This window comes from Lachnoclostridium phytofermentans ISDg, from assembly GCF_000018685.1.
GTDB lineage: Bacteria > Bacillota > Clostridia > Lachnospirales > Lachnospiraceae > Lachnoclostridium > Lachnoclostridium phytofermentans.
In genome coordinates, this window is the sequence record NC_010001.1 from 1,654,056 (window position 1) to 1,678,532 (window position 24,477).

23 protein-coding genes are annotated in these 24,477 nt (G+C 35.4%); 17 read left to right on the forward strand and 6 right to left on the reverse strand.

Annotation, left to right across the window (positions count from 1 at the left end):
• Positions 1–669: a hypothetical protein gene (locus CPHY_RS06925; protein ID WP_012199353.1), complete on the forward strand. Its 669-nt coding sequence runs from the start codon at positions 1–3 to the stop codon at positions 667–669.
• 122 nt (positions 670–791) lie between these two features.
• On the opposite strand, the gene CPHY_RS20695 is transcribed toward CPHY_RS06925, so the two are convergent.
• Positions 792–1,880 carry a nucleoside recognition domain-containing protein gene (locus CPHY_RS20695; RefSeq protein ID WP_012199354.1) on the reverse strand — a complete coding sequence of 363 codons (1,089 nt, stop codon included), beginning with the start codon at positions 1,878–1,880 and terminating at the stop codon, positions 792–794.
• A 50-nt stretch (positions 1,881–1,930) separates the two neighbouring features.
• Positions 1,931–3,184: a nucleotidyltransferase gene (locus CPHY_RS06935; protein WP_012199355.1), complete on the reverse strand. Its 1,254-nt coding sequence runs from the start codon at positions 3,182–3,184 to the stop codon at positions 1,931–1,933.
• A gap of 342 nt (positions 3,185–3,526) precedes the next feature.
• Here CPHY_RS06935 and pta point away from each other — a divergent pair, with 342 nt between their 5' ends.
• From pta to rpmF, 4 genes are all read left to right on the forward strand, one after another.
• On the forward strand, positions 3,527–4,522 hold the full coding sequence (gene pta / locus CPHY_RS06940; RefSeq protein WP_012199356.1) for a phosphate acetyltransferase: 996 nt from the start codon (positions 3,527–3,529) through the stop codon (positions 4,520–4,522).
• A 232-nt stretch (positions 4,523–4,754) separates the two neighbouring features.
• Positions 4,755–5,942, forward strand: a complete 1,188-nt coding sequence (locus CPHY_RS06945; RefSeq protein WP_012199357.1) for an acetate kinase — start codon at positions 4,755–4,757, stop codon at positions 5,940–5,942.
• A gap of 206 nt (positions 5,943–6,148) precedes the next feature.
• Entirely contained in the window at positions 6,149–6,676 is a 528-nt protein-coding gene (locus CPHY_RS06950) for a YceD family protein (protein WP_012199358.1), read from the forward strand.
• 3 nt (positions 6,677–6,679) lie between these two features.
• On the forward strand, positions 6,680–6,865 hold the full coding sequence (gene rpmF, locus CPHY_RS06955; RefSeq protein ID WP_012199359.1) for a 50S ribosomal protein L32: 186 nt from the start codon (positions 6,680–6,682) through the stop codon (positions 6,863–6,865).
• A 153-nt stretch (positions 6,866–7,018) separates the two neighbouring features.
• Here the strand turns inward: rpmF and CPHY_RS06960 are convergent, their stop codons facing one another.
• On the reverse strand, positions 7,019–8,197 hold the full coding sequence (locus CPHY_RS06960) for a ribonuclease H-like domain-containing protein (RefSeq protein ID WP_012199360.1): 1,179 nt from the start codon (positions 8,195–8,197) through the stop codon (positions 7,019–7,021).
• A 269-nt stretch (positions 8,198–8,466) separates the two neighbouring features.
• Here CPHY_RS06960 and cls point away from each other — a divergent pair, with 269 nt between their 5' ends.
• From cls to CPHY_RS07015, 10 genes are all read left to right on the forward strand, one after another.
• Positions 8,467–10,026 (forward strand): cardiolipin synthase, encoded by a 1,560-nt coding sequence (gene cls, locus CPHY_RS06965; RefSeq protein WP_012199361.1) that lies wholly within the window; start codon positions 8,467–8,469, stop codon positions 10,024–10,026.
• An 18-nt stretch (positions 10,027–10,044) separates the two neighbouring features.
• Positions 10,045–10,296, forward strand: a complete 252-nt coding sequence (locus CPHY_RS06970; protein ID WP_012199362.1) for a MerR family transcriptional regulator — start codon at positions 10,045–10,047, stop codon at positions 10,294–10,296.
• 100 nt (positions 10,297–10,396) lie between these two features.
• Entirely contained in the window at positions 10,397–11,008 is a 612-nt protein-coding gene (ruvA, locus tag CPHY_RS06975; RefSeq protein ID WP_012199363.1) for a Holliday junction branch migration protein RuvA, read from the forward strand.
• Positions 11,009–11,028: 20 nt separating this feature from the next.
• Complete coding sequence (ruvB, locus tag CPHY_RS06980; RefSeq protein WP_012199364.1) at positions 11,029–12,039, forward strand: Holliday junction branch migration DNA helicase RuvB; 1,011 nt, start codon at positions 11,029–11,031, stop codon at positions 12,037–12,039.
• A 165-nt stretch (positions 12,040–12,204) separates the two neighbouring features.
• Positions 12,205–12,618, forward strand: coding sequence for a cell division protein ZapA (locus tag CPHY_RS06985; RefSeq protein ID WP_012199365.1), 414 nt, complete (start codon positions 12,205–12,207; stop codon positions 12,616–12,618).
• Between the two features lie 344 nt (positions 12,619–12,962).
• Positions 12,963–15,416, forward strand: a complete 2,454-nt coding sequence (locus tag CPHY_RS06990; RefSeq protein WP_012199366.1) for a U32 family peptidase — start codon at positions 12,963–12,965, stop codon at positions 15,414–15,416.
• A gap of 151 nt (positions 15,417–15,567) precedes the next feature.
• Positions 15,568–18,486 carry an FtsW/RodA/SpoVE family cell cycle protein gene (locus CPHY_RS21450; RefSeq protein ID WP_012199367.1) on the forward strand — a complete coding sequence of 973 codons (2,919 nt, stop codon included), beginning with the start codon at positions 15,568–15,570 and terminating at the stop codon, positions 18,484–18,486.
• A 340-nt stretch (positions 18,487–18,826) separates the two neighbouring features.
• On the forward strand, positions 18,827–19,279 hold the full coding sequence (locus CPHY_RS07005; protein ID WP_012199368.1) for an NUDIX hydrolase: 453 nt from the start codon (positions 18,827–18,829) through the stop codon (positions 19,277–19,279).
• Between the two features lie 139 nt (positions 19,280–19,418).
• Positions 19,419–20,078: a hypothetical protein gene (locus CPHY_RS07010; protein WP_012199370.1), complete on the forward strand. Its 660-nt coding sequence runs from the start codon at positions 19,419–19,421 to the stop codon at positions 20,076–20,078.
• A 72-nt stretch (positions 20,079–20,150) separates the two neighbouring features.
• Positions 20,151–20,402 carry a hypothetical protein gene (locus tag CPHY_RS07015; RefSeq protein ID WP_012199371.1) on the forward strand — a complete coding sequence of 84 codons (252 nt, stop codon included), beginning with the start codon at positions 20,151–20,153 and terminating at the stop codon, positions 20,400–20,402.
• A gap of 102 nt (positions 20,403–20,504) precedes the next feature.
• Here the strand turns inward: CPHY_RS07015 and CPHY_RS07020 are convergent, their stop codons facing one another.
• Positions 20,505–20,786 carry a late competence development ComFB family protein gene (locus CPHY_RS07020; RefSeq protein WP_012199372.1) on the reverse strand — a complete coding sequence of 94 codons (282 nt, stop codon included), beginning with the start codon at positions 20,784–20,786 and terminating at the stop codon, positions 20,505–20,507.
• 403 nt (positions 20,787–21,189) lie between these two features.
• Between CPHY_RS07020 and CPHY_RS07025 the strand changes: the two genes are divergently transcribed.
• Positions 21,190–21,654 carry a GtrA family protein gene (locus CPHY_RS07025; RefSeq protein WP_157668669.1) on the forward strand — a complete coding sequence of 155 codons (465 nt, stop codon included), beginning with the start codon at positions 21,190–21,192 and terminating at the stop codon, positions 21,652–21,654.
• A gap of 29 nt (positions 21,655–21,683) precedes the next feature.
• Complete coding sequence (locus CPHY_RS07030; RefSeq protein WP_012199374.1) at positions 21,684–22,886, forward strand: class I SAM-dependent rRNA methyltransferase; 1,203 nt, start codon at positions 21,684–21,686, stop codon at positions 22,884–22,886.
• A 182-nt stretch (positions 22,887–23,068) separates the two neighbouring features.
• On the opposite strand, the gene CPHY_RS07035 is transcribed toward CPHY_RS07030, so the two are convergent.
• The gene (locus CPHY_RS07035; RefSeq protein ID WP_012199375.1) at positions 23,069–24,097 is read right to left on the reverse strand and encodes a DUF5050 domain-containing protein; all 1,029 of its coding nucleotides are present in this window, start codon (positions 24,095–24,097) and stop codon (positions 23,069–23,071) included.
• A 26-nt stretch (positions 24,098–24,123) separates the two neighbouring features.
• A complete protein-coding gene (locus CPHY_RS22300) occupies positions 24,124–24,246 on the reverse strand; it encodes a hypothetical protein (protein WP_278183987.1) in 123 nt (40 codons plus the stop codon).
• Positions 24,247–24,477 lie beyond the last annotated feature (231 nt).

A 24,477-nucleotide genomic window follows, 5' to 3' on the forward strand; every position in this document is an offset into this window, starting at 1 on the left:
ATGGGTATCAGCAGAATCGAACAATTGATAGAGGATATATATGAGTTTGTAGAAAGCTGTAAGATGCAGCCACTTTCTCAGACAAAGGTAATCGTACCGAAAGATCAGTTATATGATTTATTAGATGAGCTGAGACTTCGCACACCGGATGAAATCAAGCGCTATCAAAAGATTATTGCAAACCGTGATGCAATTATTGCAGACGCAGAGCAAAAGGCACTAACGATTCAAGCTGAGGCGAAGGAAAAGGCGAAAAATCTAATTAATGAGAATGAAATTATGCAACAGGCTTATTATCAAGCGAATGAGATGGTTAGTTCTGCAAGTGCTCAAGCAGAGTCAATTTTAAAAAGTGCAAATGACGATGCAGAGCAAATTCGTGAAGGGGCACTCGGTTATACTAACGAGATTCTTTCTGATGTTGAGAAAATATTATCTAGTGCGTATGAAAGTACTCGTCAAAAATCAGAGACTCTAGTAAGCTCATTAAAGACAAGTCTTGATATTGTTATTAATAACAAACGTGAAATCGTTGACTCACTCACTCCACATCAGGATTACGTGGCTCCTACACAAGAATATTTGAAAGAGGAACAACAACTACAAGAATCCTATGATGATGGCGATTATGACTTTGATGAAAATACATTTTTAGAAGATATTGATTAAAAAAATATTACATCTATTGCGATAAAAATTCCCATACCATATTAATCTGTGAAATAATACAGAAAATATGGAATGGGATTTATTCTTACTTGTTTATGGCTAATTTCATTAGCTGCCTTTTTCTATAATAGAAGTAGTACATATAGGGTACTAAATGCGAAGGCACAAACCATACTTAATGTTTTGGTAATAAAATATTGAAATAAGGATAATCCTGATGTATTAATGACACTTTTGGTCTGAGCGAAGCCAGAAAGCCCACCGAAAGCTGTGATTGTAGTAATCAGGATTATTTTTGTTGAGTCAGGAAATGGAATACGTGATAACTGATCGATTCCTGTTGTTATTTCCAAAATTGCAGAGATGAAGGCCGCTACAAAGGGTGGGAGCAACTTCATATGGAGTAATAGGCTTGCTAATACAGAAAATAAAATGATATATCCGCCAACTTTGGTAACAACCTCAAATCCACTTAGGATTGCATCATCAAGCATATGAAATTCAAAGGCATGCTTTTGTTTCACTATTACAGCGGGATTTTGCGGTATAATCTTATGATTGCTAATATTATCATCGGTATCATTTGATAATTGAAAGGCGTGTAGTAGTGATTTATTTTGATTAATTTTACTTGTTTCCTTTTTCTTAGAAAACTTTTCTTTTATGTAGTATATAATGAGTGAGCTTACGGCCGAAGAAGCAAAGAGTACAATTAATAACATATAACCAAGGTCAGGTCGCTTTAACTTCGATGCAGCAATATAACTAATAATAAACATAGGACTTGCATTATTACATAGCGCACATAGAAACTGAGCTTCTTTTTTAGAAATTAGCTGTTGCTCAAACATATCTGCTGTAGTTTTTGCGCCTACAGGAATTCCGGAGAGGAATCCAATGAAAATCGGATAACATCCTTCCTTACTGATAGGAAATAGATGCTTTAATACCGGATATAAGAATACGGATACCACTTTTGTAACACGAAGCCGTATTAATAGACCAGATAATATCATAAATGGAAGGAGTGCTGGCAATACAGTCTCAAACCAAAGCATTAAACCAGATTTTGCTCCCTCAAGTGAAGCAATTGGAAAGATAAGCATTAGTATTAATAAAAGTAAAAGACCGCCCTTTAGTAGGCGGCCTTTTCCAAAGATAGATGAATGGACGCTTGCCTTTCTATATTTAATTTCCTGTTTTCGTTTCATACGACACCATGTCACATACTGTTAATTAAATCTATGTGATAACTGACAAACTATTCCTTTAGAATTACAGGTCCATGGGTATATTCATCTGAAAAGTACGTATGAAATTTTTGAAATATCATTTGATGGTACAGATGGGTTGCCCTCACATCTTGTTCAAACAATTCATATTCTTCTTGATTTAGAAGTTGTTTTGCATTCGCTGTTTTTACAATGAGGGGAATCCTGTTTTCCTTAGTGGCTGTTCGAAGTAGCTTGGTAGCATCTGTACGAAAGCCAAGTATCCTAGCATAGGAAACTTCTATATTTTGTGTCTTAGGTATGGAAAGAAGGACGTGAAGCAACCCACGATTAATTCTTGTTAAGGTCAATTCTTTTGTTTTTAGTGACAGACAGAAGTCATCGTATGTCTTAGCATAGGTTAGGTTATTTATAATTCTATTTGCTAGTTCTGGTGTTACGTCAGCATATGAGGTTAGATCTTTTTCTTTTACCATGCTTAATTTATAATATAAAAGGGAAGTAAAATCGTTACGAAAGATAGGGTAGGTTTTTTGAAACTCCTGTTTTAATATCGTCATCGTTTCTACCGGTAGATCTTTTGGTAAAGAAAATAAGTCATCTTCTACTAAAACATTGCGAATTGCTGTGGCAGATGCATTTGGGAGTGAGATATCACTATCATGATATCCTGCACCTTGTCTCTTTATGGTGATGGCTCTTAGTTTGCTCTTTCTTTTTCGAATTGCCTTCATATACTCAATCCCTAAAATATTATTTGGAGAGTTCAAAAGAAGTTCCAGGGAGGTTTGATCATACCCTTTGCTTTCCTTTCCTTTTATATAGTATAGGAGTGCTTTTGTTCTTGCTTTTGGAAAGGATAGGCCTGTCTTTAACTCTTTTTTTAATTCTAGTTGATATGAGGTAGGTTCTTCTACTAAGATATCTGCAAGATGTTCTAGCAATTTGATATCACCGCATTCACTACCAAAGCAGACATAATCAACAAAACCTAAACGATCAAGAATCGAAATTCCTGCATAAGCAAAAGCCTCGGCACTAGCAGTGGCATAGCATACAGGCAGTTCAATAACAAGATCTGCACCATGCGATAAAGCCATCTTAGTACGAGCATATTTATCTATAATTGCAGGAATACCACGTTGTACAAAATTACCACTCATAACCACCACCACTTTTGTAGCGCCTGTTAGCAACTTTGCTTGTTCCAATTGGTATAGATGTCCTTGGTGAAAAGGATTATATTCCGCTATGATTCCAACAGTTTTCATTTTAATAACCATGCCCTTTCTATAACCTACAAACTTTGGGCTGTAGGCACAAATATGTGAAAAAACTAAGTTTTTTTACACGAACTTTAATTGTTATGCCTTATTCCACAGAATTTTTTTGGTTTTTACGCTATTCTTTTAAAAAGTAAACAAAATGAAAGCGTTTACATAATTTGCACTTGTATCTCTTGTTAGTTAGTATTATAATAAAAAATGGTTGTTTTGTGAAGAATAGTTCTTAAAGAAAATTAATCGAGGTCTTTCATATAATTACAGAGGCAGATTATAACATTCAAAATCGCAAAACGAAGGATAAAATTAGGTGCTATACATATAGACTGAAAGGAGTTTATTATGGGATTTATTGATGACATCAAGGCAAGAGCTAAACAAAGTATTAAGACTATTGTTTTACCTGAGAGTATGGACAGAAGAACAATTGAGGCAGCTGCTAAGACTTTAGAAGAGGGCAATGCTAACGTAATTATTATCGGTAGTGAGGAAGAAGTTAAGAAGAATTCAGAAGGTCTTGACATTTCGGGAGCTACAATCGTTGACCCTAAGACATCGGACAAGCTTCCAGCTTACATTAACAAGCTTGTAGAACTTAGACAGGCAAAAGGCATGACCCCTGAAAAAGCAAAAGAGCTTTTAACAACAGACTACATTACATACGGTGTAATGATGGTTAAGATGGGCGATGCAGATGGTTTAGTATCTGGTGCTTGTCACTCTACAGCAGATACCTTAAGACCATGTCTTCAGATTTTAAAAACTGCTCCAAATACTAAGTTAGTTTCTGCTTTCTTCGTAATGGTAGTACCTAATTGTGATATGGGCGCAAATGGAACTTTCCTTTTCTCTGATGCTGGTTTAAATCAGAATCCAAATGCTGAAGAGTTAGCAGCAATCGCTGGTTCCACAGCGAAGAGTTTTGAACAATTAGTTGGCTCTGAACCTATCGTAGCTATGCTTTCTCATTCAACAAAGGGAAGCGCAAAGCATGCAGATGTTGATAAGGTTGTAGAAGCAACTAAGATTGCAAATGAATTATACCCAGAATATAAGATCGACGGCGAGTTCCAGTTAGATGCAGCAATCGTTCCTAGTGTAGGTGCTTCAAAAGCTCCTGGTAGTGATATTGCTGGAAAAGCTAACGTATTAATCTTCCCAGACCTTGATGCTGGTAACATTGGATATAAGTTAACACAGCGTCTTGCAAAGGCAGAAGCTTATGGACCATTAACTCAGGGTATTGCAGCTCCAGTAAATGATTTATCAAGAGGTTGTTCTTCTGATGATATCGTTGGTGTTGTTGCAATCACTGCTGTTCAGGCACAGAGTAAATAATTAACTTAGCTTCATTGCCTGTTGAGGTTATGAGCAAGTAGCGTAAGCGGATTGCGAATATCCGCTTTGGCATTAAATTATTATTTCTTAACTGGAAACTCCAATTGTTAAGTTGAAGATTAAATAGTATAATAATCATTATACTGGGGGAACGATATAGAAGAACTATATTTCGGATATATTAAGTTGCCCCGTGATAAATGAATTTAAGAACATTATAAGGAGAAATACAATGAAAGTTTTAGTTATTAATTGCGGAAGTTCTTCCCTTAAATATCAGTTAATCGACTCTGTGACAGAGCAAGCATTAGCAGTAGGTCTTTGTGAAAGAATCGGTATTGATGGCCGTCTTACTCACAAGTCAGCTGACGGTGAGAAGGTAGTTCTTGAGGATGCACTTCCAAACCATGAGGTTGCTATTAAAAATGTAATCGCTGCTCTTATGAATGAAAATTATGGTGTGATTAAGTCCTTAGATGAAATCAACGCTGTTGGACATAGAGTAGTACATGGTGGTGAGAAATTTGCTCATTCCGTAGTAATCAATGATGAAGTCTTAAATGCAATTGAAGAGTGTAATGATCTTGCACCTTTACACAACCCAGCAAACCTTATTGGTATCAACGCTTGTAAATCAATTATGCCAAATGTACCAATGGTAGCTGTTTTTGATACTGCATTCCATCAGACAATGCCAAAAGAAGCTTACCTTTATGGTATTCCATTTGAGTACTATGATAAATATAAGGTAAGAAGATATGGTTTCCACGGAACAAGTCACAGCTATGTTTCTAAAAGAGCAACCACGCTTGCTGGCTTAGATGTAAATAACTCAAAAGTTATCGTTTGTCACCTTGGTAATGGCGCATCCATTTCCGCAGTTAAAAACGGTGAGTCTGTAGATACAAGTATGGGTCTTACACCACTTGAAGGTTTAATCATGGGAACAAGAAGTGGTGATCTTGATCCAGCAATCATTGATTTCGTTGCTAAGAAAGAAAACTTATCCTTAGATGAAGTAATGAATATCTTAAATAAGAAATCTGGTGTATTAGGTATGTCCGGAGTATCTTCTGACTTTAGAGATATCGAAGCAGCAGCAAACGAAGGCAATGAGCATGCAAAAGAAGCTTTAGCAGTTTTTGCATACCGTGTTGCTAAATATGTAGGTTCTTATATCGTAGCTATGAATGGTGTAGATGCTGTTGTATTTACAGCAGGACTTGGTGAGAATGATAAGAACATCAGAGCAGCAGTAAGTTCACACCTTGAGTTCCTTGGTGTATCTTTAGATGCTGAGAAGAATTCTCAAAGAGGTAAAGAATTAATCATCTCTAACCCAGATTCTAAGGTTAAGATTATGGTTATCCCAACTAACGAAGAGCTTGCAATCTGTAGAGAAGTTGTTGAATTAGTGTAGTTATTGTAAATTCCGGTAACCCTTGTAATGAGGGGAGCCGGGATTGTCTATCATAAGGAAGAACGATAATGAAGAGAAAATATGGTTACACAATTCTGACATTTTTAACAGTTAGGAGTTGACAAACCTATTTTAAGCGTTTATAATACTAACAGTGTGAATTTTTGGGCGCTTACATTATGCGTTTTTTTAGACAGGAGTTACTTATGCTGATACAAATGTCTGAAGTCATGAATGTTCCTAATGGTCTCAAAGAATACACTGCACCGATTGAATTTGATATATTCGAATTAAATGGTGTCGGTTATTCTATTACCTATAAAGAACCGGTTAAACTTAGATTAACTAATCTAGGTGGCCGAAAAATTCTGGTGGAAGCAAAAACGAAATTAGCGTTAGCCGTTCCTTGCGATCGTTGTTTGAAGGAAGAAACCATCCAACAAGACATCGACGTGGCTACAGAGATTGATTTATCGAAAACAGAGGAACAGCGTACCGAGGATTTAGATGAAACAAATTTTGTTTCCGGATATGATTTAGACGTAGATAAACTTATCTATGAAGAAGTCTTGATTGGTTTCCCAATGAAGGTTCTGTGCAAAGAAGACTGTAAAGGAATCTGCAAGGTCTGCGGTGCTAACCTAAATGAAGGAGAGTGCGGGTGTGACCGTACAGAACTAGACCCAAGAATGTCTGCTATCCGAGATATTTTTAACAAGTTTAAGGAGGTGTAATCAATGGGAGCTATTTGTCCAAAGAATAAACATTCCAAAGCTAGAAGAGATAGTCGTCGTGCAAACTGGAAGATGACTGCTCCAAACTTAGTGAAATGCAGCAAGTGTGGTGCACTTATGATGCCTCATAGAGTTTGTAAAGCTTGTGGATCTTACAACAAAAAAGAGATCATTGCTACAGCTGAGTAATTTACTTTATGATTTTGTAGTATAATATAAGGATGTTTCAAGAATACTTGAGGCATCCTTTTTTACATTGCACTCAGCTGGTGAACTTTCTCTGCATCAAGGTTAAGGCGAGGCTCCATGGAACCTCGCCTAGATACTAGTCGCAGAGTTGTTTTAAAAGTACGACCGAATAATTTCGCTAACGATCTTCTCACTATTCTGTTCTAACAATTGTTCTGTAAATTCAAAAAACTGTTGTTTTTGTTTCCTTTCCATTCGAAAACTTGGTGTAAACATTGCATAGGGCTGAGGTAAAAATTGGCCTGTTTTTTTAATATAGCAGGTATCAGGCTTTGCATTTTGTCGATATTCTTTTTCTACATATTCCCCAACACTTTTATGGACAGCAGTATCTTCTAAAGGAAGATAATAATAGTCTTTGTAGTTATCAAAATAGAATTTTAAGGAACCATGATAGAAATCAATGGAGATACACCCCTCATTTTCACTGGCAATTAGAGTAATGGGATATAGACTATCCATAACTTCATAGTTTGATTCTAACTTAAGTGATGTTGGGAGTTGGTTATTAATTTGAAAATAAAAGTTTACGGTCTGATCATTAACATTCCATTTATTTAATGTAATATTCCCTTCAAACAGCTTTACAAAGGATAACATCGGTAAGATTCTTGGCAAATTCGATATATCCTCAGCATTATGGAGAAGTAGCAATTGTCTTAAGGTACCGGAATCACTTTTTTCTATACTAGGTAGTCCAGAAACGGGAGATACTTGATAATGAGAAGCACCAGATGTGTGCTTTCTTTCATAGGTATAAAGAGCAAGGAATTTAGTAAAAACTGAAATTAATTCGCCACCAGAATACTGATCCTTACGCTCAACCTTTAAAAAATCTTCTACTGTCTTTAATTTTAAATTTTTGGTTGGCAATATTTTTTTGTAAGGAATTAATTGTTTGTAGATGTCAAAACTAATGATATGTTCAAAATTATATGATAATTGATAAGTAGAGCATTTCTGTAACAAATATGGTATGTCAAACCCCGAGCCGTTATAGTGAACCAACAACCGATAGGATTTTATAAATTCAAAAAAATTGGTTAAAAGTTCTTTCTCTTCTCTTATATCCTCCATAAACCATTGACGAAGTACGAAAGTAGATTGGTCAAAATAAGCGCACCCGATGAGATAAACATAAGACATCGAAGCTGAAAAGCCTGTCGTTTCAATATCAAAAAATAAAATCTCCTGATTTGAGACATGCTTAGAGGATAACATTGTTAGGTCAAAGTCGAAAGATATTTTTATTGGGGTTTCAATGATTTGCATAATACGGCTCCTTTCACATAGAGTATTGTAGCAAATTCATAGATTAGATTCAATAGAAGGAAGTTTACTGTAATATGTTTTTAATTTACTTATAATGTAATAAGTATCATTTTGTGGTATAATAGGTTACAAGGAAAAGCACGCTTTGCGAACTTTTCCTTGTTATGAATAATTTACTAGTTTGGTGGTGGGAACCAAACTTAAACTTTAAACATAAGTGAGTTCGGATAGGGGATTATCCACTTACTACATAGAAATGGAGAATAGGGATGGGGAACGATTTTAAAGACAAAAAGGGGATTGTTAAGAGCTATCTTAGCGGCTTTCTACGTGGTGCTGTTGTTGCATCATTAGTGATGGCACAATTCGCTGGGATTGTTCTATTATCCATATGGTTAAGAGGGTATTCTTTTTATATTTACACCGTAATTGAAGTATTAAGTATTATTATAATCTTAAGTTTAATTAATGATAGCAGAAGTCCGTCCTATAAGATAGTATGGATTTGCATTATTTTGGTACTACCTTTAACGGGACACATTATGTATGCATTATGGGGGAAATCAAGTTCAAAAAAGAAAATAGAGATAAAGGTTCTAGGTAAACTTCGTCATGGTGCTACATTCTATGAATATAGTGAAGAGACAATGAATGAATTTCAGGATAAGTACCCAACCAAAACCCGAATGGTAAAATACCTAGAAGCACATACGTTTCCTTTGTATCAAAATAATCAGGTAGACTATTACCCGATGGGTGAGGATACATTTAAAGCGATTATAAAGGACATTGAGGAAGCTAAGAAGTTTATTATGCTTAATTTCTTTATTGTTGGTGAAGGAATCCTTTGGGATAGAATCCATGATCTATTGGTTCGAAAGATTTCAGAGGGTGTTGAAGTCATGTTTATGTATGATGATTTCGGTGCGATGCTTAGGACGCCGAAGAATTTTAGACGTATCCTTGAGTGCGAGGGGTTTAAAGTTCAGGTATTTAACCCAATTCATAAATATACGGATAAATTATATATGAATTATCGAAGTCATCAAAAAATCATTGTGGTTGATGGGAATATAGGCTATACTGGAGGTATGAATCTTGCTGACGAATATATAAATCTTGTGGATCGCTTTGGAAGATGGAAGGACAATGCAGTTCGTATTGAAGGAGATGCAGTATGGGGGCTAACGGTTACCTTTTTACAGATGTGGGAGGTATGTGCCGACACTACACTTATGGATTATACTCCATATCGCCCAACAAAAACATTTCCAAAGAATCAGGTGTTTTGCCAGGTTATGTCCGATGGTCCTGCAAATAATCCACGTAATCCAATCGAGTCATTTTATAAGCAGATGATTCATTATTCAAAAAAGTATCTGTATGTAACAACTCCGTATCTGGTATTAGAGCCTGATATGCAGGAGTCGTTGGTGGCTGCATCGGAAAGCGGGATTGATGTCCGTATTATTACTCCACACATTCCAGATAAAAAGAGTGTAAAGATTGTTACGAATTATAATTATGGAATACTTCTAAAAGCTGGAATAAGAATTTATGAGTATCTTCCTGGATTTATCCATGCGAAGACGATTATAAATGAAGATTGTGGTGTTGTAGGGACTATAAATATGGATTATCGTAGCTTTTATTTACATTATGAATGTGGTGTTTTTATGTGTAATAGTGATGTTATCACTACCATCAAAGAGGACTTACTTAAAACGATGGAAGAGTGCCGTGAAGTTACTTATGAGGAATGGAAAAATCGTCCTTGGCATACGAAATTAGTGCAGCAGATGCTAAATTTATTCGCTACTTTAATGTAGAAGGAGATAAGAATTATCATGGATTTATGTATGTGCCGACACTGCCATAAGATTTTTTGGCATCGAATGAAAAAAAGCGTTTGCGATGAGTGTAAAGCGCTTGATGACAAGTTATTTGAAAAAATCGAAAAATATTTACTGGAATATCCAAATAGTAATGCACTTCAAATTTCAGAAGCACTTGAAATACAACCGTTTAAGATAATTTCCTTTATTGATGAAGGTCGATTAACTATGGTAGAAGGAAAGTTTGAGCAGATAAAGGATTAAGATATAAACTATACTTTTCATCTGGGAATTTGGGCTGGTGCACAGGTTTCATCGTCAGGAACTAGGGCGCTAGAATGGATGATAGAATGAGAGGAATGTAATGTTAGCATTTATACAAGGCGAATTAGCTGAGGTTAAAGAAAATTATGTTGTCGTAGACAACAATGGGATGGGGTATGAGATTTTTATACCACATACAGTCCATTCTTATTTGCCTGCGATTGGAGATAAAGTAAAATTTCATACGTATCTTCAGGTAAGGGAAGATGGCATGGCGTTATTTGGCTTCTTAAATCGTGAAGATTTAGCGATGTTTAAATTGTTGATTACAGTAAATGGAATTGGTCCAAAAGGTGCAATAGGTATCTTATCAGCAATATCAACCGATGATTTACGTTTTGCTGTGTTAGCAGAAGATGTGAAGGCAATTTCTAAAGCTCCAGGGATTGGAACAAAAACTGCAAGTAAGTTAATTTTAGAATTAAAGGACAAGTTCAAGTTAGAGGATGCTTTTGAAGCTACTTTCCAGTCGAATCAGGTGATATCTACTGGAGGAAAGGGCAATAATGATGGAATTCGAGAAGAAGCCATCCAAGCATTGGTAGCCCTTGGATATTCTGCAACGGACGCTCTTAAGGCTGTTAAGGCAGTAGAAATTACATCAAATATGACGTCAGAGGATGTGCTTAAGTTTAGTTTGCGCAATTTTTAAAAGACGGATAGAGGTACACTATGGCAAAGAGAATGATTACAACTGAGCTGATGGAGGAAGACGTTAAGTTAGAAACTAGCCTTCGTCCCCAGATGCTCGAGGATTATATCGGACAAAAAAAGGCAAAGGAAAATCTAAAGGTCTACATAGAGGCTGCTAAGCAGAGGAAAGAGTCATTAGACCATGTGTTATTCTTTGGACCTCCTGGTCTTGGTAAAACGACATTAGCTGGCATTATAGCAAATGAAATGGGAGTTAATTTAAAAACCACCGCTGGACCAGCCATTGAAAAGCCAGGGGATATGGCAGCGATATTAAACAATCTTCAAGAGGGAGATGTTTTATTTATCGATGAAATTCACCGTTTGAATCGTCAGGTAGAGGAATTATTATATCCTGCGATGGAGGATTACGTCATTGATATTGTAATTGGAAAAGGTGCTACTGCAAAGTCGATACGTTTAGATTTACCTAGATTTACATTAGTTGGTGCAACTACTAGAGCAGGTATGTTAACAGCACCACTTCGTGACCGTTTCGGTGTAGTACATCGCTTGGAGTTTTATACTACGGAGGAATTAAAAGAGATAATTACTCGTTCTGCAAAGGTGTTACAGGTAGAAATCGACGACTGTGGTGCTACAGAACTTGCAAGGCGATCTCGTGGAACTCCAAGATTAGCAAATCGACTATTAAAAAGAGTCAGGGATTTTGCTCAAGTAAAATATGACGGACGTATTACCGAAGAGGTGGCACGTTTTGCGCTTGATATATTAGAGGTGGATAAGCTGGGGTTAGATCATATTGACCGCCAGATTTTAGTAACGATGATTGAAAAATTCGCTGGTGGTCCAGTTGGAATTGATGCAATTGCTACGACAATTGGAGAAGATTCTGGTACAGTGGAAGAGGTATACGAGCCATACTTAGTACAGAATGGATTAATCCTTCGTACACCACGTGGAAGAGTTGTAACGCAGGAAGCTTATTTGCATTGTGGTTTACCATATGAAAATAAGGAATTAAGTTAATATAAAAAGAATGCTATTGTCAAGCAATAGACTTATGCGTATAATTAGGGTATTGGAGTATGTCCCAATATCATACATTTGTTTATGAAAACAACTACCAAAGATAATTAATCTGAGTTTGCCAGACGAATAAGAATTATTTATGATTCTAGAAAAGAGGACGGTATGAACAAGAGGACGGATATTGAGGTAATTATTAATAACAAACGATACACTCTTAGAGGCTATGAGAGTGAAGAATATTTACAAAAAGTAGCGACTTATATTAATAATAAATATGCGGAATTTAAAAAGCAGGATTTTTACCGTTCGCTTGATACTGAGATGAAAAATGTACTGATGAATATTAACGTTGCAGACGATTATTTTAAACTTAAAAAACAGCAGGAACAAGTAGAATCAGAGTCGGATAAAAAGAGTGAAGAAATCTTTGACTTAAAGCATGAGATCATTTTGTTACAAACGAAACTTGAGAGTGCACAGAATGAATTGGCAGCAACAAAATCTGAGTACTTAGAAGAACAAAAAAAGGTGATTCGTCTGGAAACAGAACTAAATGAGAGTAGAAAAAATAGATAACATAATATAACTTATCAGTAGCTGTAAAGCGGTTCTGATAAAAGTTCGGTTTTAGGTTTTTAACACCGTAAATTCGATCATCGAAATAAGAGTTTCGTATCGATAATATTGATACAAGAGTTCGTTCTTTTGTATGTTACTTAGGCTGTCAACTCATTGACGGCCTTTCTTTCTTATATGGAGTTAGAAGGACAGTAAATTATTTTCACTAAGCTGTTGTATCTGTGCTGCAAATACAAACTTAGTGATTCATAATAGCTTGCAAGCAATACATTGAGCAGTGCAGAGATTTGATCATACGGATTGTCATGTAAGACAATTCTAACGTAGAAATGAGGTTATAAATGAAAAAGGTAGAAATATTGGCACCTGCGGGTTCCATAGAAAGCATGAGGGCAGCAATCAATGCTGGCTGTGATGCTGTATACATTGGCGGTATGAAATTTGGTGCAAGAGCTTATGCAAATAATCTTACGGAAGATATGCTCTTAGATGCAATCGACTATGCGCATGTGAGAGGTAAGCAACTTTATCTAACGGTGAATACGTTACTAAAAGAGGAAGAATTAGAGGATTCCTTATACGAATATATTCGAAAGTATTATGAACATGGGTTAGATGCAGTAATTGTACAGGACGTTGGAGTTATGAGGTTTATTCATCGTAATTTTCCAGACCTTCCAATCCATGCTAGTACCCAGATGACATTAACCATGGCACAGGGGGCTGATGTATTAAAGGAGTTTGGTGTAACCCGTATGGTTATTTCAAGAGAGCTTGATTTAAATGAAATTAAACGAATCCGAGAGACAACATCTCTTGAGATAGAATCCTTTGTTCATGGAGCACTTTGCTATTGCTATTCTGGTCAATGTTTTATGAGTAGCATGATTGGAGGACGAAGCGGTAACAGAGGACGTTGTGCACAACCTTGCCGTATGGAATATAAGGTATCTGAACAGGGGAAGCGTGTATCAAGCACTGAGGAGAGCTATATCTTAAGCCCAAAGGATATGTGTACTCTTTCTAATGTAGCGGATTTAATGGAATCAGGAATTGACTCCTTCAAAATTGAAGGTCGTATGAAACGGTACGAGTATAGTGCAGGGGTAGTGGAAGCATATCGAAAAGAAATTGATCGCTATCTTGAGCTAGGGCCTAACAAATATAGAGAATTTCATAAAAACAATCCAAAAGTATTAAAAGATGAAATGCTTCGTTTACAGGATTTATATAATCGTGGTGGTTTTAATGAGGGATATTACCAATCCCATAATGGGAAAGAAATGATGTCAATGCATCGACCTAATCACAGTGGCGTCTTAGTTGGTAGTGTGAAAGCGAAAAAAGGAATACAAGCAGAGATTTTACTAAAAGAAGATGTAAATGCACAAGATATCTTAGAATTTCGTAATTCAGGTGAGAAAACCTATGATTTTACAGTAAAGGACGGGGTAGGGAAAGGGAGTATTCTAACTACCAATGTGAAACCTGGAAGTAAAATAGAGATTGGCGATGAGGTTTACCGTACCAAGAACGAGTCCTTGTTATCAGAACTATCAATGAAATACTATGACGCAGATAAGAAAGTCTTAGCTTATGGCAGTTTTTATGCAAAAGTGGGAGAACCAATGAATCTTACTGTTTGGGCAGATATTTCAAGAGATAGCTTAACGAACAAGACGGAGCAGGTTACGATTACCGAATACGGTGAGATTGTAATGGAAGCCAAAAACCAGCCAATGTCTGAAGAGAATATTAGGGAAAAATTAATGAAAACCAAAGACACGCCGTTTGAGTTTGATAACCTTACCATATCCTTGGAGGGAAATGTTTTTTTACCTGTTAGTAAGCTAAATGAACTTAGAAGAACTGCACTGATACAGTTAGAAGAAGCAATGGCATCTGCTTTTCGTCGTGAGGTTCTAGATCTTTCAGACAATCATCCTAAACAGGTTGATTCAAAAACTAAGAATCAATTTGGACTAATAGCTACCATTCGAAACAAAAGCCAGCTACCCCCAGTACTTGATTGTCCGGAAGTACAAATTGTATATCTTGATCTAGCAGAGCTTTCAAGAGCAGAATTACCGAATTTTGTTGCTAGGTGCAAAGAGAAAGGGAAAAAAGTATTTCTTTTACTTCCACATATTATGAGAGCATCCACATATGATGAATATTTAAAGAATAAAGAGTTGTGGATGGTCGATACTATAGATGGGTATGTGATTAAGAACTTTGAGGAACTCTACCTTCTTCGAAACGCACTAGAAACGAGCAAAGAAATCCGTTTGGATTATAATATGTATGTCTTAAATCATGAAGCAGTGAAGTTTTATCAAGATCTTGGAATCAATAATTTTACTGCATCCATTGAACTTAATCAATCGGAGTTAATGAGATTGGGTTGCAGGAATTTCGATCTTTTGGTGTATGGATATTTACCACTCATGGTTTCTGCTCAATGTGTTAGAAAAAATACAACAGAGTGTAAACCGGGAAATCTAAATCAACCGGCCATTTTGGAAGACCGTATGCATATGAAGTTTCGTGTGAAAACCAATTGTAACTACTGTTATAATACCATTTACAATTCGAAGTGCTTATCGTTACTGTCGAATCAATCTGAGGTATTAGCTCTAGCTCCAAATAATCTTAGACTCGATTTTACTTTTGAGGATGAGAATGAGGTTGCCGAGGTATTAAGGCAATTTGTTCGTGTTTATTGTTATGGAGAAACAGGAAGTTTACCAGGTGAGGATTATTCCAAAGGGCATTTTAAACGGGGTATCCTATAAGAATTGTGATAGAGAGTTTCTAAGGCGTCAAAAGACGCCGCTTAAGAAATTCTAAAGCTTCACACAGCCTACGGAAGGCATGTTTTCAAGGTTCAGCCTACTGATCAGACTTGATTTCAGGTGCAAAGTGTAACGTAGAAATGAGGGTACTATGACCAATATTATAGTTGAAATAACGAAATATTCGCTTATTCTTTTAATGACTTTCTATACATTCTTAAGTTTTCGAGTGTTAGTCATGAAGAATACGAAAGTAAGAGAAAACCGATATAGAATGATGAGCTTGTTAATGTATCTGATACATGGAGTTAGTTTTATTTCACTTTACATTACCAGTAACAATATCGAGGTCATTTTTCTCTATTTGGCGCAATTAGTTGTATTTATCATTACAGGCTTCTTATATAAGGTGAGCTATAAACGAATGTCACAGTTAGTTTATCGAAATATGATGACATTATTAATGTTTGGTTTTGTGATGATCGCTAGATTATCATTTCAAAAGGGAGTAAGGCAGTTTATTATCGCAAGCATTGCATTAGCAGTATGCTTGGTAGTTCCTATGTTAATTGACCGTGTCCAGTTATGGGGAAAATTATCTTTTCTTTATGGAATTATCGGTTTAATAATATTATTATTTGTCTATCTCTTCGGAAAGGATATCTACGGGGCAAGAAACTGGATCGTAATCGGTAATTTTAGCATCCAGCCCTCAGAGTTTGTAAAGATTTTATTTATTTTCTTTGTTGCTTCTGTATTAAGTAAGCGGCATGATTTTAAACGAGTTGTTTTTGTAACTATCCTAGCAGCTGCTCATGTTCTAGTACTAGTATTGGAAAAGGATTTGGGTGGTGCACTGTTATTTTTCTTTACTTATATTATTATGCTTTATTGTGCAACCGGAAAATTGTTTTATCTAATTTCCGGGATATCCTTCGGTGCTCTATCGTCGGTGGTTGCCTTTCAGATGTTTAGTCATGTTCGTGTTCGTGTCACTGCCTTTTTAGATCCATTTGCGGTGATAGAAAAAGAAGGGTATCAGGTGGCGCAGTCTTTATTTGCAATTGGAACCGGTGGGTTTACTGGTATGGGGTTAAATCGAGGGTTACCTACTAGTATTCCAGTAGCGGAAAGTGACTTTATCTTCTCTGCATTATCAGAGGAGTATGGCGCAATTGTTGGTATATGCTTGATATTAATATGTTTAAGCTGTTTTATAATGTTTGTTAATATCAGTGTGAAGTTTGAAAACCCATTTTATAAATTGACTGCATTAGGTTTAAGTACAATGTATATTTCACAGGTGTTCTTAAATATTGGTGGTGCAATCAAATGTATTCCTTCTACTGGTGTAACGTTACCGCTTCTTAGCTATGGTGGTTCTTCAGTTATAAGTAGTATCATTGTATTTAGTATTATACAGGGTATGTATGTACTTCATATGAGAAGTGAGGAAGAACTTAAGAGAGCTCAGGCGATGATGGCGCAAAGACTTGCGAAGCGTAAACTTGCTGCAGAGAAAAAAAGGGAACAAGAAAAACTAAGTAGTAAGAGCAGTAAAAAAGGATCTTCTGCTGAAAATTCCGTAAAAAGCGCTCCTACAGCTACTAGAAGTCGTTTTAGTAAAAAAGATGATAATCAAGGAGCAGAAGCGAATGTAGTGTATCGTGATAAAAAGGCTTACAATCGATCGATATACAGCTTGACTTATATTTTTTCTTTTCTATTATTTTTGGTCATCGGGTATTATAGCTATTTCCTAGTAGCGCAAGGTAAAACATTTGTTAATAACGCTTATAATAAACGTCAGGACTTATTAGCACAGTATATTGAGCAGGGTAAAATTTTATCTTCCGATGGTGCAGTGCTTGCCCAGACGATAACAAATGATGCTGGTGCGGAAATTCGTGTTTATCCATATGGGAGTGTATTCTCTCATGCCGTAGGCCGTGTTTTACATGGAAGAACAGGAATTGAGCAATCAGAGAGTTTTACCATGATAACCTCAAGTGTCAGTGGATTTGGTAAGTTAACGAATACGCTTAATGGTGTGAAAACTGCTGGAGATAATGTTGTTTCAACCTTAAATGCAAAACTACAACAAGTGGCATATGATGCTCTTGGAGATTATCGGGGAGCAGTCGTAGTATTAGAGCCATCTACCGGAAAAATTCTAGCGATGGTATCAAAACCCGACTATAATCCGAATACGATTACAGAGAAGTGGGAGAGCTTAAATAAGGACCAATCCTCACCGTTACTAAATCGTGCAACACAAGGACTATATCCTCCTGGTTCAACATTTAAGATACTAACGGCACTTGAATACATGAGAGAGAATCCAAATTATGAAGACTATGAGTATAAGTGCAAGAGTGAGGATCGAATTAATGATGTTACCATCCATTGTGCCAACGGTTCTAGCCATGGGAAAGAAAATCTGAAGGAATCTTTTGCAAATTCATGTAATACATCATTTGCGAATCTAGGTAGTAGTTTAAATATGGATTCGTTCCGTAGTTTATGTGAATCCATGTTATTCAATAAGACACTTCCTACTTCTTTTAAGACTGCACAAAGTAGTTTTGTATTGAATAGTCAAAGTAATCCTAATGATTTCGCTCAGACAGTGATTGGACTTGGAAAGACGCAGATTTCCCCTCTTCATAATGCGATGATTGCTGCAACCGTAGCAAATGGTGGTTTAATGATGAAACCATATTTGGTTGACCGAGTTGAAACCTTTGACGGCCGTATTGTAAAGAGATATTCTCCAGACAGTTATGGACAGGTTATCTCTAAAAAAGAGGCTGAAATAATGTCGGATTATATGAAGGAAGTTGTGAAAAATGGTACTGGTACAAGATTATCCGGTATGAAAGTCAGTGTAGCTGGAAAAACTGGTACCGCTGATTATGAAATAGGAAAACCTTCTCATGCTTGGTTTGTTGGGTTTGCTCCAGTAGAGAATCCTCAGATAGCAATTAGTGTAATCGTAGAAAGTTCTGGTACTGGTAGTAAGTATGCTGTACCTATTGCAAAAAAGATAATTGAGGCATATTTTAAGTAAGTTGATTTAGATAAAATTTAGTGTTAATCATTGAACGGGAAGATATGCGTAATATATAGGTTGAACTAAGTTTTCTTGCTGTTACAGGTGTAAAAAATGCCAAATAAGTAAGCATTTCATACCTAAACAGCAGAAAACTAAAGTTCATCATAGATAGGATGAATTATTAAGAAGGAAGCTACATCAGTATTTTTCTAGTTGAGAATTAGTATTGAAATCATTGTATAAATGTTGTATACTATGTATAAATCGTCCGTGTTAAAATCATGCTTTTTTGGCATCCTAGGAATATGGACAACAGTATTAAGTAGAGTTACACCAGAAAACAGGAGGCATTGCGATGATTGAAGCAACTAGCTGTGGTGGTGTAGTGATTTTCAGAGGAAAAATCTTATTATTGTATAAGAATTATAAGAATAAGTATGAAGGCTGGGTATTACCAAAGGGAACCGTAGAAGAAGGCGAGGAGTATAAAGAGACTGCGATTCGCGAGGTTAGGGAAGAGACAGGTGCAGTAGCATCTATCATTAAGTATATTGGTAAGAGCCAATACACCTTTAATACTCCGCAGAATACTGTACTGAAGGATGTTCATTGGTACCTTATGATGTCTGATAGCTATTACAGCAAACCACAAAGGGAAGAGTATTTTATGGACTCAGGGTATTATAAGTTTCACGAAGCATATCATATGTTAAAATTCTCTAATGAAAAACAAATTTTAGAACGGGCATACAACGAATATGTGGACTTAAAGAAGAGTAATTTATGGGGCAACAAGAAATATTTTTAATAGGAACCCAATGATATCAAGGAGTCACATTCATAGGGATATGATGTATAACCTCTATGGCAAACAGGCTACGGAACCAGCAATCGCACAGGAAAGTGTACGATTGTTGGTTTTTTTAATACATGTGGGAGGATAATTTATGATAAATATATCAATCAATGAAGACGTTGACGGTGTAAAGCTCAGTGAATTGATGGACTTTGTAATTAAGAGAAGTGATTCCATATCTGTGTCCAGATACTATACTGGTTTTTTAGATATTTCAGAATTCGAACAAATGCAAGAAAGCTATAAAGAATACATATATAAGGAAGATGCAAGCCGAAGAGAAGCTTATAAAAGTAATCTCAATGGTTATCAATTTAGAATAAAAAGTATGTTACATTTAGATTCTGAAGATGACGCATATTCATATTTTGACAGACTCTTGGAGCAGGATTTAAGTATGTTTGAAAAAGTGCAATATGATTCTTTTTCTGAAGAACCGGATAATAGATTCACATCTCAATCTGATGAATTTATTAAAACGAAGTACACCAGAGTTACTCCAGTAACTAGGAATCCGGTTTTTGAAATGTGCTTTTTTAAACTTGGACAAATCAGCTCGTCCATTACGAATAAATTGAAGAAATTATATGACTTCCCATACATGATTGATGGCATCGGTTATGAGGACATAACCTTTTATAAGAATGACGCTATCATACTTGAAGTATGTTCGCATGAAAGATATGCCAATCTAAGTCTCGATGAGAAAGATGTTGAAGTCTTTAAAGAGCTGGGAATAACTTATGACTAGTTTATTTATTTTATTCGATATGATATTATTGTATTAGGAATCTATAAACAGAAATTTACGGAGGGATATTAGATGTTAGAATTTAAATATGATACTCAATTATTGATTGAGGGAGAGAATCTTGATGAAGATGCTATCAATGATTATTTTACAAACAATTTTAAAGGAGATTGTCTCTTAGCAGTAGGAGACGAAGAACTTATTAAAATCCATTTTCACACGAATGAGCCATGGGAAGTAATGGAGTATTGTTCATCGTTGGGAGAAATATATGATATCGTAATTGAGGACATGGACAGACAGGCAAGAGGATTACACGGTTAACAAATTCTTATTTGGAATACTATATAATACTCATCAGCTTAACTATATAAATCAAAAAATGGTGAATAGGTTTAGCTACCTATTCACCATTTTAAAAACATTTTAATTATCAAACTCTTCATGTCTCGGATTATTCCCAACCAAAATAATTCCTTGTGTTATCGCTGTAGTAACATTAGTTTCAAATTGAAGATCCAAGGAATCAAGTCTTGTTATTAACTCGCCTTGTGTTGTCACCACATACTTTGCTGGCAGACGATTTAGCGCATATGATGCAATATCTAAGCGGCATTGCTCACATTTACAACAGTTGAAGGAATCTACAATATGATCTATCTGTTTAATCACGAGATCCTCCATTAAATTATGTAATATCTTATTCATACAATATTACCCCCAAAAACATTCATAGACCGTGCTCTTATAATGAATAACTTGCTGTTTCAGCTTATCCTCACAGTTCTTTTTTTTGTAGTATATTATTACTACAAGTAGTGCGCCCCCTTGCATTAAAATGCCATATCTATAATTTACCACTTAGCCAATTATTTGTAAAGAGTGTGCGTTGTTTTTTAAATTAGAGTTTGATATAATGAAATTCGTGGTAAAATTTAAAAGATACTAGTATAATATAAGTTGAACTAGGTTTTTATACTGTTTTAGTAGTAAAAATGCTATATACGCAAGTATTTTCATACTTGAAACAGCAGAAAACTAAAGATCAACATATATAGGTAAAACTATGGGAATCCTATCTATTGTTAGGAATGGCGAAAGGATAGAGGCGATGAGCATAAAAAATGAAAATGAGCCCCAAGAAACTAGCTTTTTAATAATGATGTGGAAGAAATTTGTAAATCGTGAAACGATAACCTATGCGATTGCAGGTGTGTTAACAACATTGGTTAATTTAATAACCTTTGATTTAATTGCAAATAAAATGCATGTTAATGATTTGGTAGCCAATATTATTGCTTGGATTTTTGCAGTTAGTTTTGCTTATGTAGTAAATAACTTTTGGGTTTTTCATAGTGGCGTGGGAAAAGAATACAAAGAAGTTGAAAAAATCTTAAAGTTCTTTGGTGCAAGATTAGTAACACTTGGCATTGAGGAAGCAGGTATTCTTTGTTTTGTTACCTGGTTACATTTTAATAACATGGTTGTGAAGCTTGGATTAGCAGTTATTGTTATTATCGTAAATTATATTTTTAGTAAGTTATATATTTTTAATAAGGACAAGGATGAGAAGTAATATACCAAGTCCATGGAAAGGGTTCAACAATGGAAAAAGCTATCGTAACGTTAAAAAAAGGGGAAGGAAGATTTTTAAAATCAGGTGGCCTATGGATATTTGATAATGAAATCAGTCAGGTTAGTGGTGAATTTAATAATGGAGATTTAGTAACTGTTCAAGATTTTGATGGTTATTGCATGGGAACTGGATTTATTAATGAATTATCGAAGATTAGAGTTCGCATGATGAGTAGAGTAAAAGGTCAAGAGATTACAGAAGAATTTCTTAAAGATCGATTACTTGCAGCATGGGAATATCGCAAGAAGACAGTCGATACCAGCAGTTGTCGTATCGTATTTGGAGAGGCTGATTTTCTACCTGGTTTAGTTATTGATAAATTCTCAGACGTTTTGGTAGTTCAATCCTTAGCGCTTGGGATTGATCGTATGAAGGATGTGATTGTACGATTATTAAAAGAGATACTGCTAGAAGATGGAGTTATCATTCGTGGTGTATATGAACGAAGCGATGCGAAAGTAAGAACCCAGGAAGGCATGGAGCGTATCAAAGGTTTTCTTGGAGAACCTTTTGACACGAATGTCTTGATAACGGAAAATGGAGTAAAGTATTACGTAGATGTTGAGGATGGTCAAAAGACTGGATTTTTCCTAGATCAAAAATATAATCGATTAGCAATCCAACGTATATGTAAAGACGCGAAAGTATTAGATTGTTTTACTCATACCGGTTCGTTTGCTTTAAATGCTGGAATTGGTGGAGCAAAAGAAGTACTTGGTATTGATGCCTCCGAATTAGGCGTAAATCAGGCAAGGAAGAATGCTGAGTTAAATGGGCTGGAAAAGATAGTTCGTTTCCAATGTGAGGATGTCTTTGAGTTACTACCTCGTTTAGAGGAGTCAGGTGAGAAGTTTGATGTTATTATTCTTGATCCACCTGCATTTACAAAGTCAAGAAATTCAGTAAAGAATGCCATTAAGGGATATCGTGAAATAAATCTAAGAGCTATGAAATTAATCAAAGATGGCGGTTACCTTGCAACTTGTTCTTGCTCACACTTTATGACACCTGATTTATTTACAGAGACAATTGGACAGGCTGCTAGAAATGTGCATAAGCGTTTACGTCAGGTGGAATATCGTACTCAGTCACCAGATCATCCTATCCTTTGGGCAGCAGACGAATCTTACTATTTAAAATTTTATATTTTCCAAGTATGTGATGAAAAATAAAAAATAATATCTTTGTACAAGACAAGTATGAATCGATAAGATGGATACTTGTCTTTTATAAAGAGGAAAAGGCTAGGAATCTGCTCCTAGTCTTTCTCTCTTTATTATACCTTATATTATACATTATACTATGGGTAAGCACTATAAAACTATTTTAATAGCAAAACCGATTAGTTGTTCATTCACTTAATAACTGGTGGCTGAAACAGTCTAAGTTCTCCGTTTTGAGGTTTATAAGCATATACATCGACCCCATTATAATCACGGAAAAAGACAAAGTTGCTAGTGCAACCGATTTGCTTATAGTCTCCGTCTAGGACAACCTTCTTCTCCATTGTGGTAAGGTTTATCTGCCCAAGATGATTATTGTCACCGCCATCTACTTGATAGAAAATATAATTTCCGTCTATGCTGATATTATAAGTAGAGCAAAATTCATCTATGAGGACTGTCTTATTGTTACCCTCATAGTCAATGCGGCAGAGAGCATAATTATCTTCCAAAGATATGTAGTAGATTCCTTCTGGTCTAGCAATTGGCATATAGCAATTACTGTTTAAAATAGATTTTACAGTATTGTCTTTTGTATTCATAGCGTAGATACTGTGATCTACATCAGCGCCTGCAAAGTACATAGAACCCTCATGGTAGGAGGCAGGCAGGATTGGAGAATCAGATAACCTAGTTTCATTCTTTTTATCGATATCTACACTATAAAACTGAATTCCGATTTTTGCCGAGTAATGTTGATAGTAGATTGTATTTCCATACAATGAAAGTAAACCACTTGGCTCACCATATAACTGTAAAGTATTATTTCCATTGTTTTTATCGATTCGATAGATACCGGAACAATAGAAGAGAAAGATACTTTTTGTTGGTTTTACTTTTGTATTATTTTCTCTGGAATAATAGATGTAATTTTCATCTACGTTGATATAGCGTGCTTTATCATCGTTTATTTTCATAACATTATTACATTCTAAATCCATACTGTACAAGGTACCATCATCATTGAAATTACTAAAATAAACCCTACCACCCTGTTCGCAAAAGGTTCCACCGTTATATAAATTACCAGCGGTATTGCCTATATAATCTTTCTTGTTATAGTGCACCTGTTCGTTTTGTTTGCTAATTATAACTAAGGCTATTAGTATAGCGGGTATAAATATGATAAGAAGTAATCGTATTATTATTTTTTTTTTCATTTTATTGTACACCATCCTTAGGATTTTTAATTATCAGCATTACTATCAATATAAGTGCTAATTTCTCTATAGAAGGTTAGTATAAATAGAATTGCTCCACAAAATAGCCCAGTCATTAATATGGAAAGTGCAATGAATCCTTTTTTCATATAAATCTATACCTCCATTCCTGTATACTATAAAAAGTTTTAAAGTATCTCTTTTTATTATCTGGATGATCTTAATTTAAAAGTGGAAAAGTTTACTTTGTATTAGTGATATCTACAAAAATGATATCGGCATAAATAAATTATCACATTATAATTAAGGTAACCTATCTTATCCTTATCTTTCCTTATTCTTTTCTTTTTTATTACACATAAAAGGATTAATAAAATGTT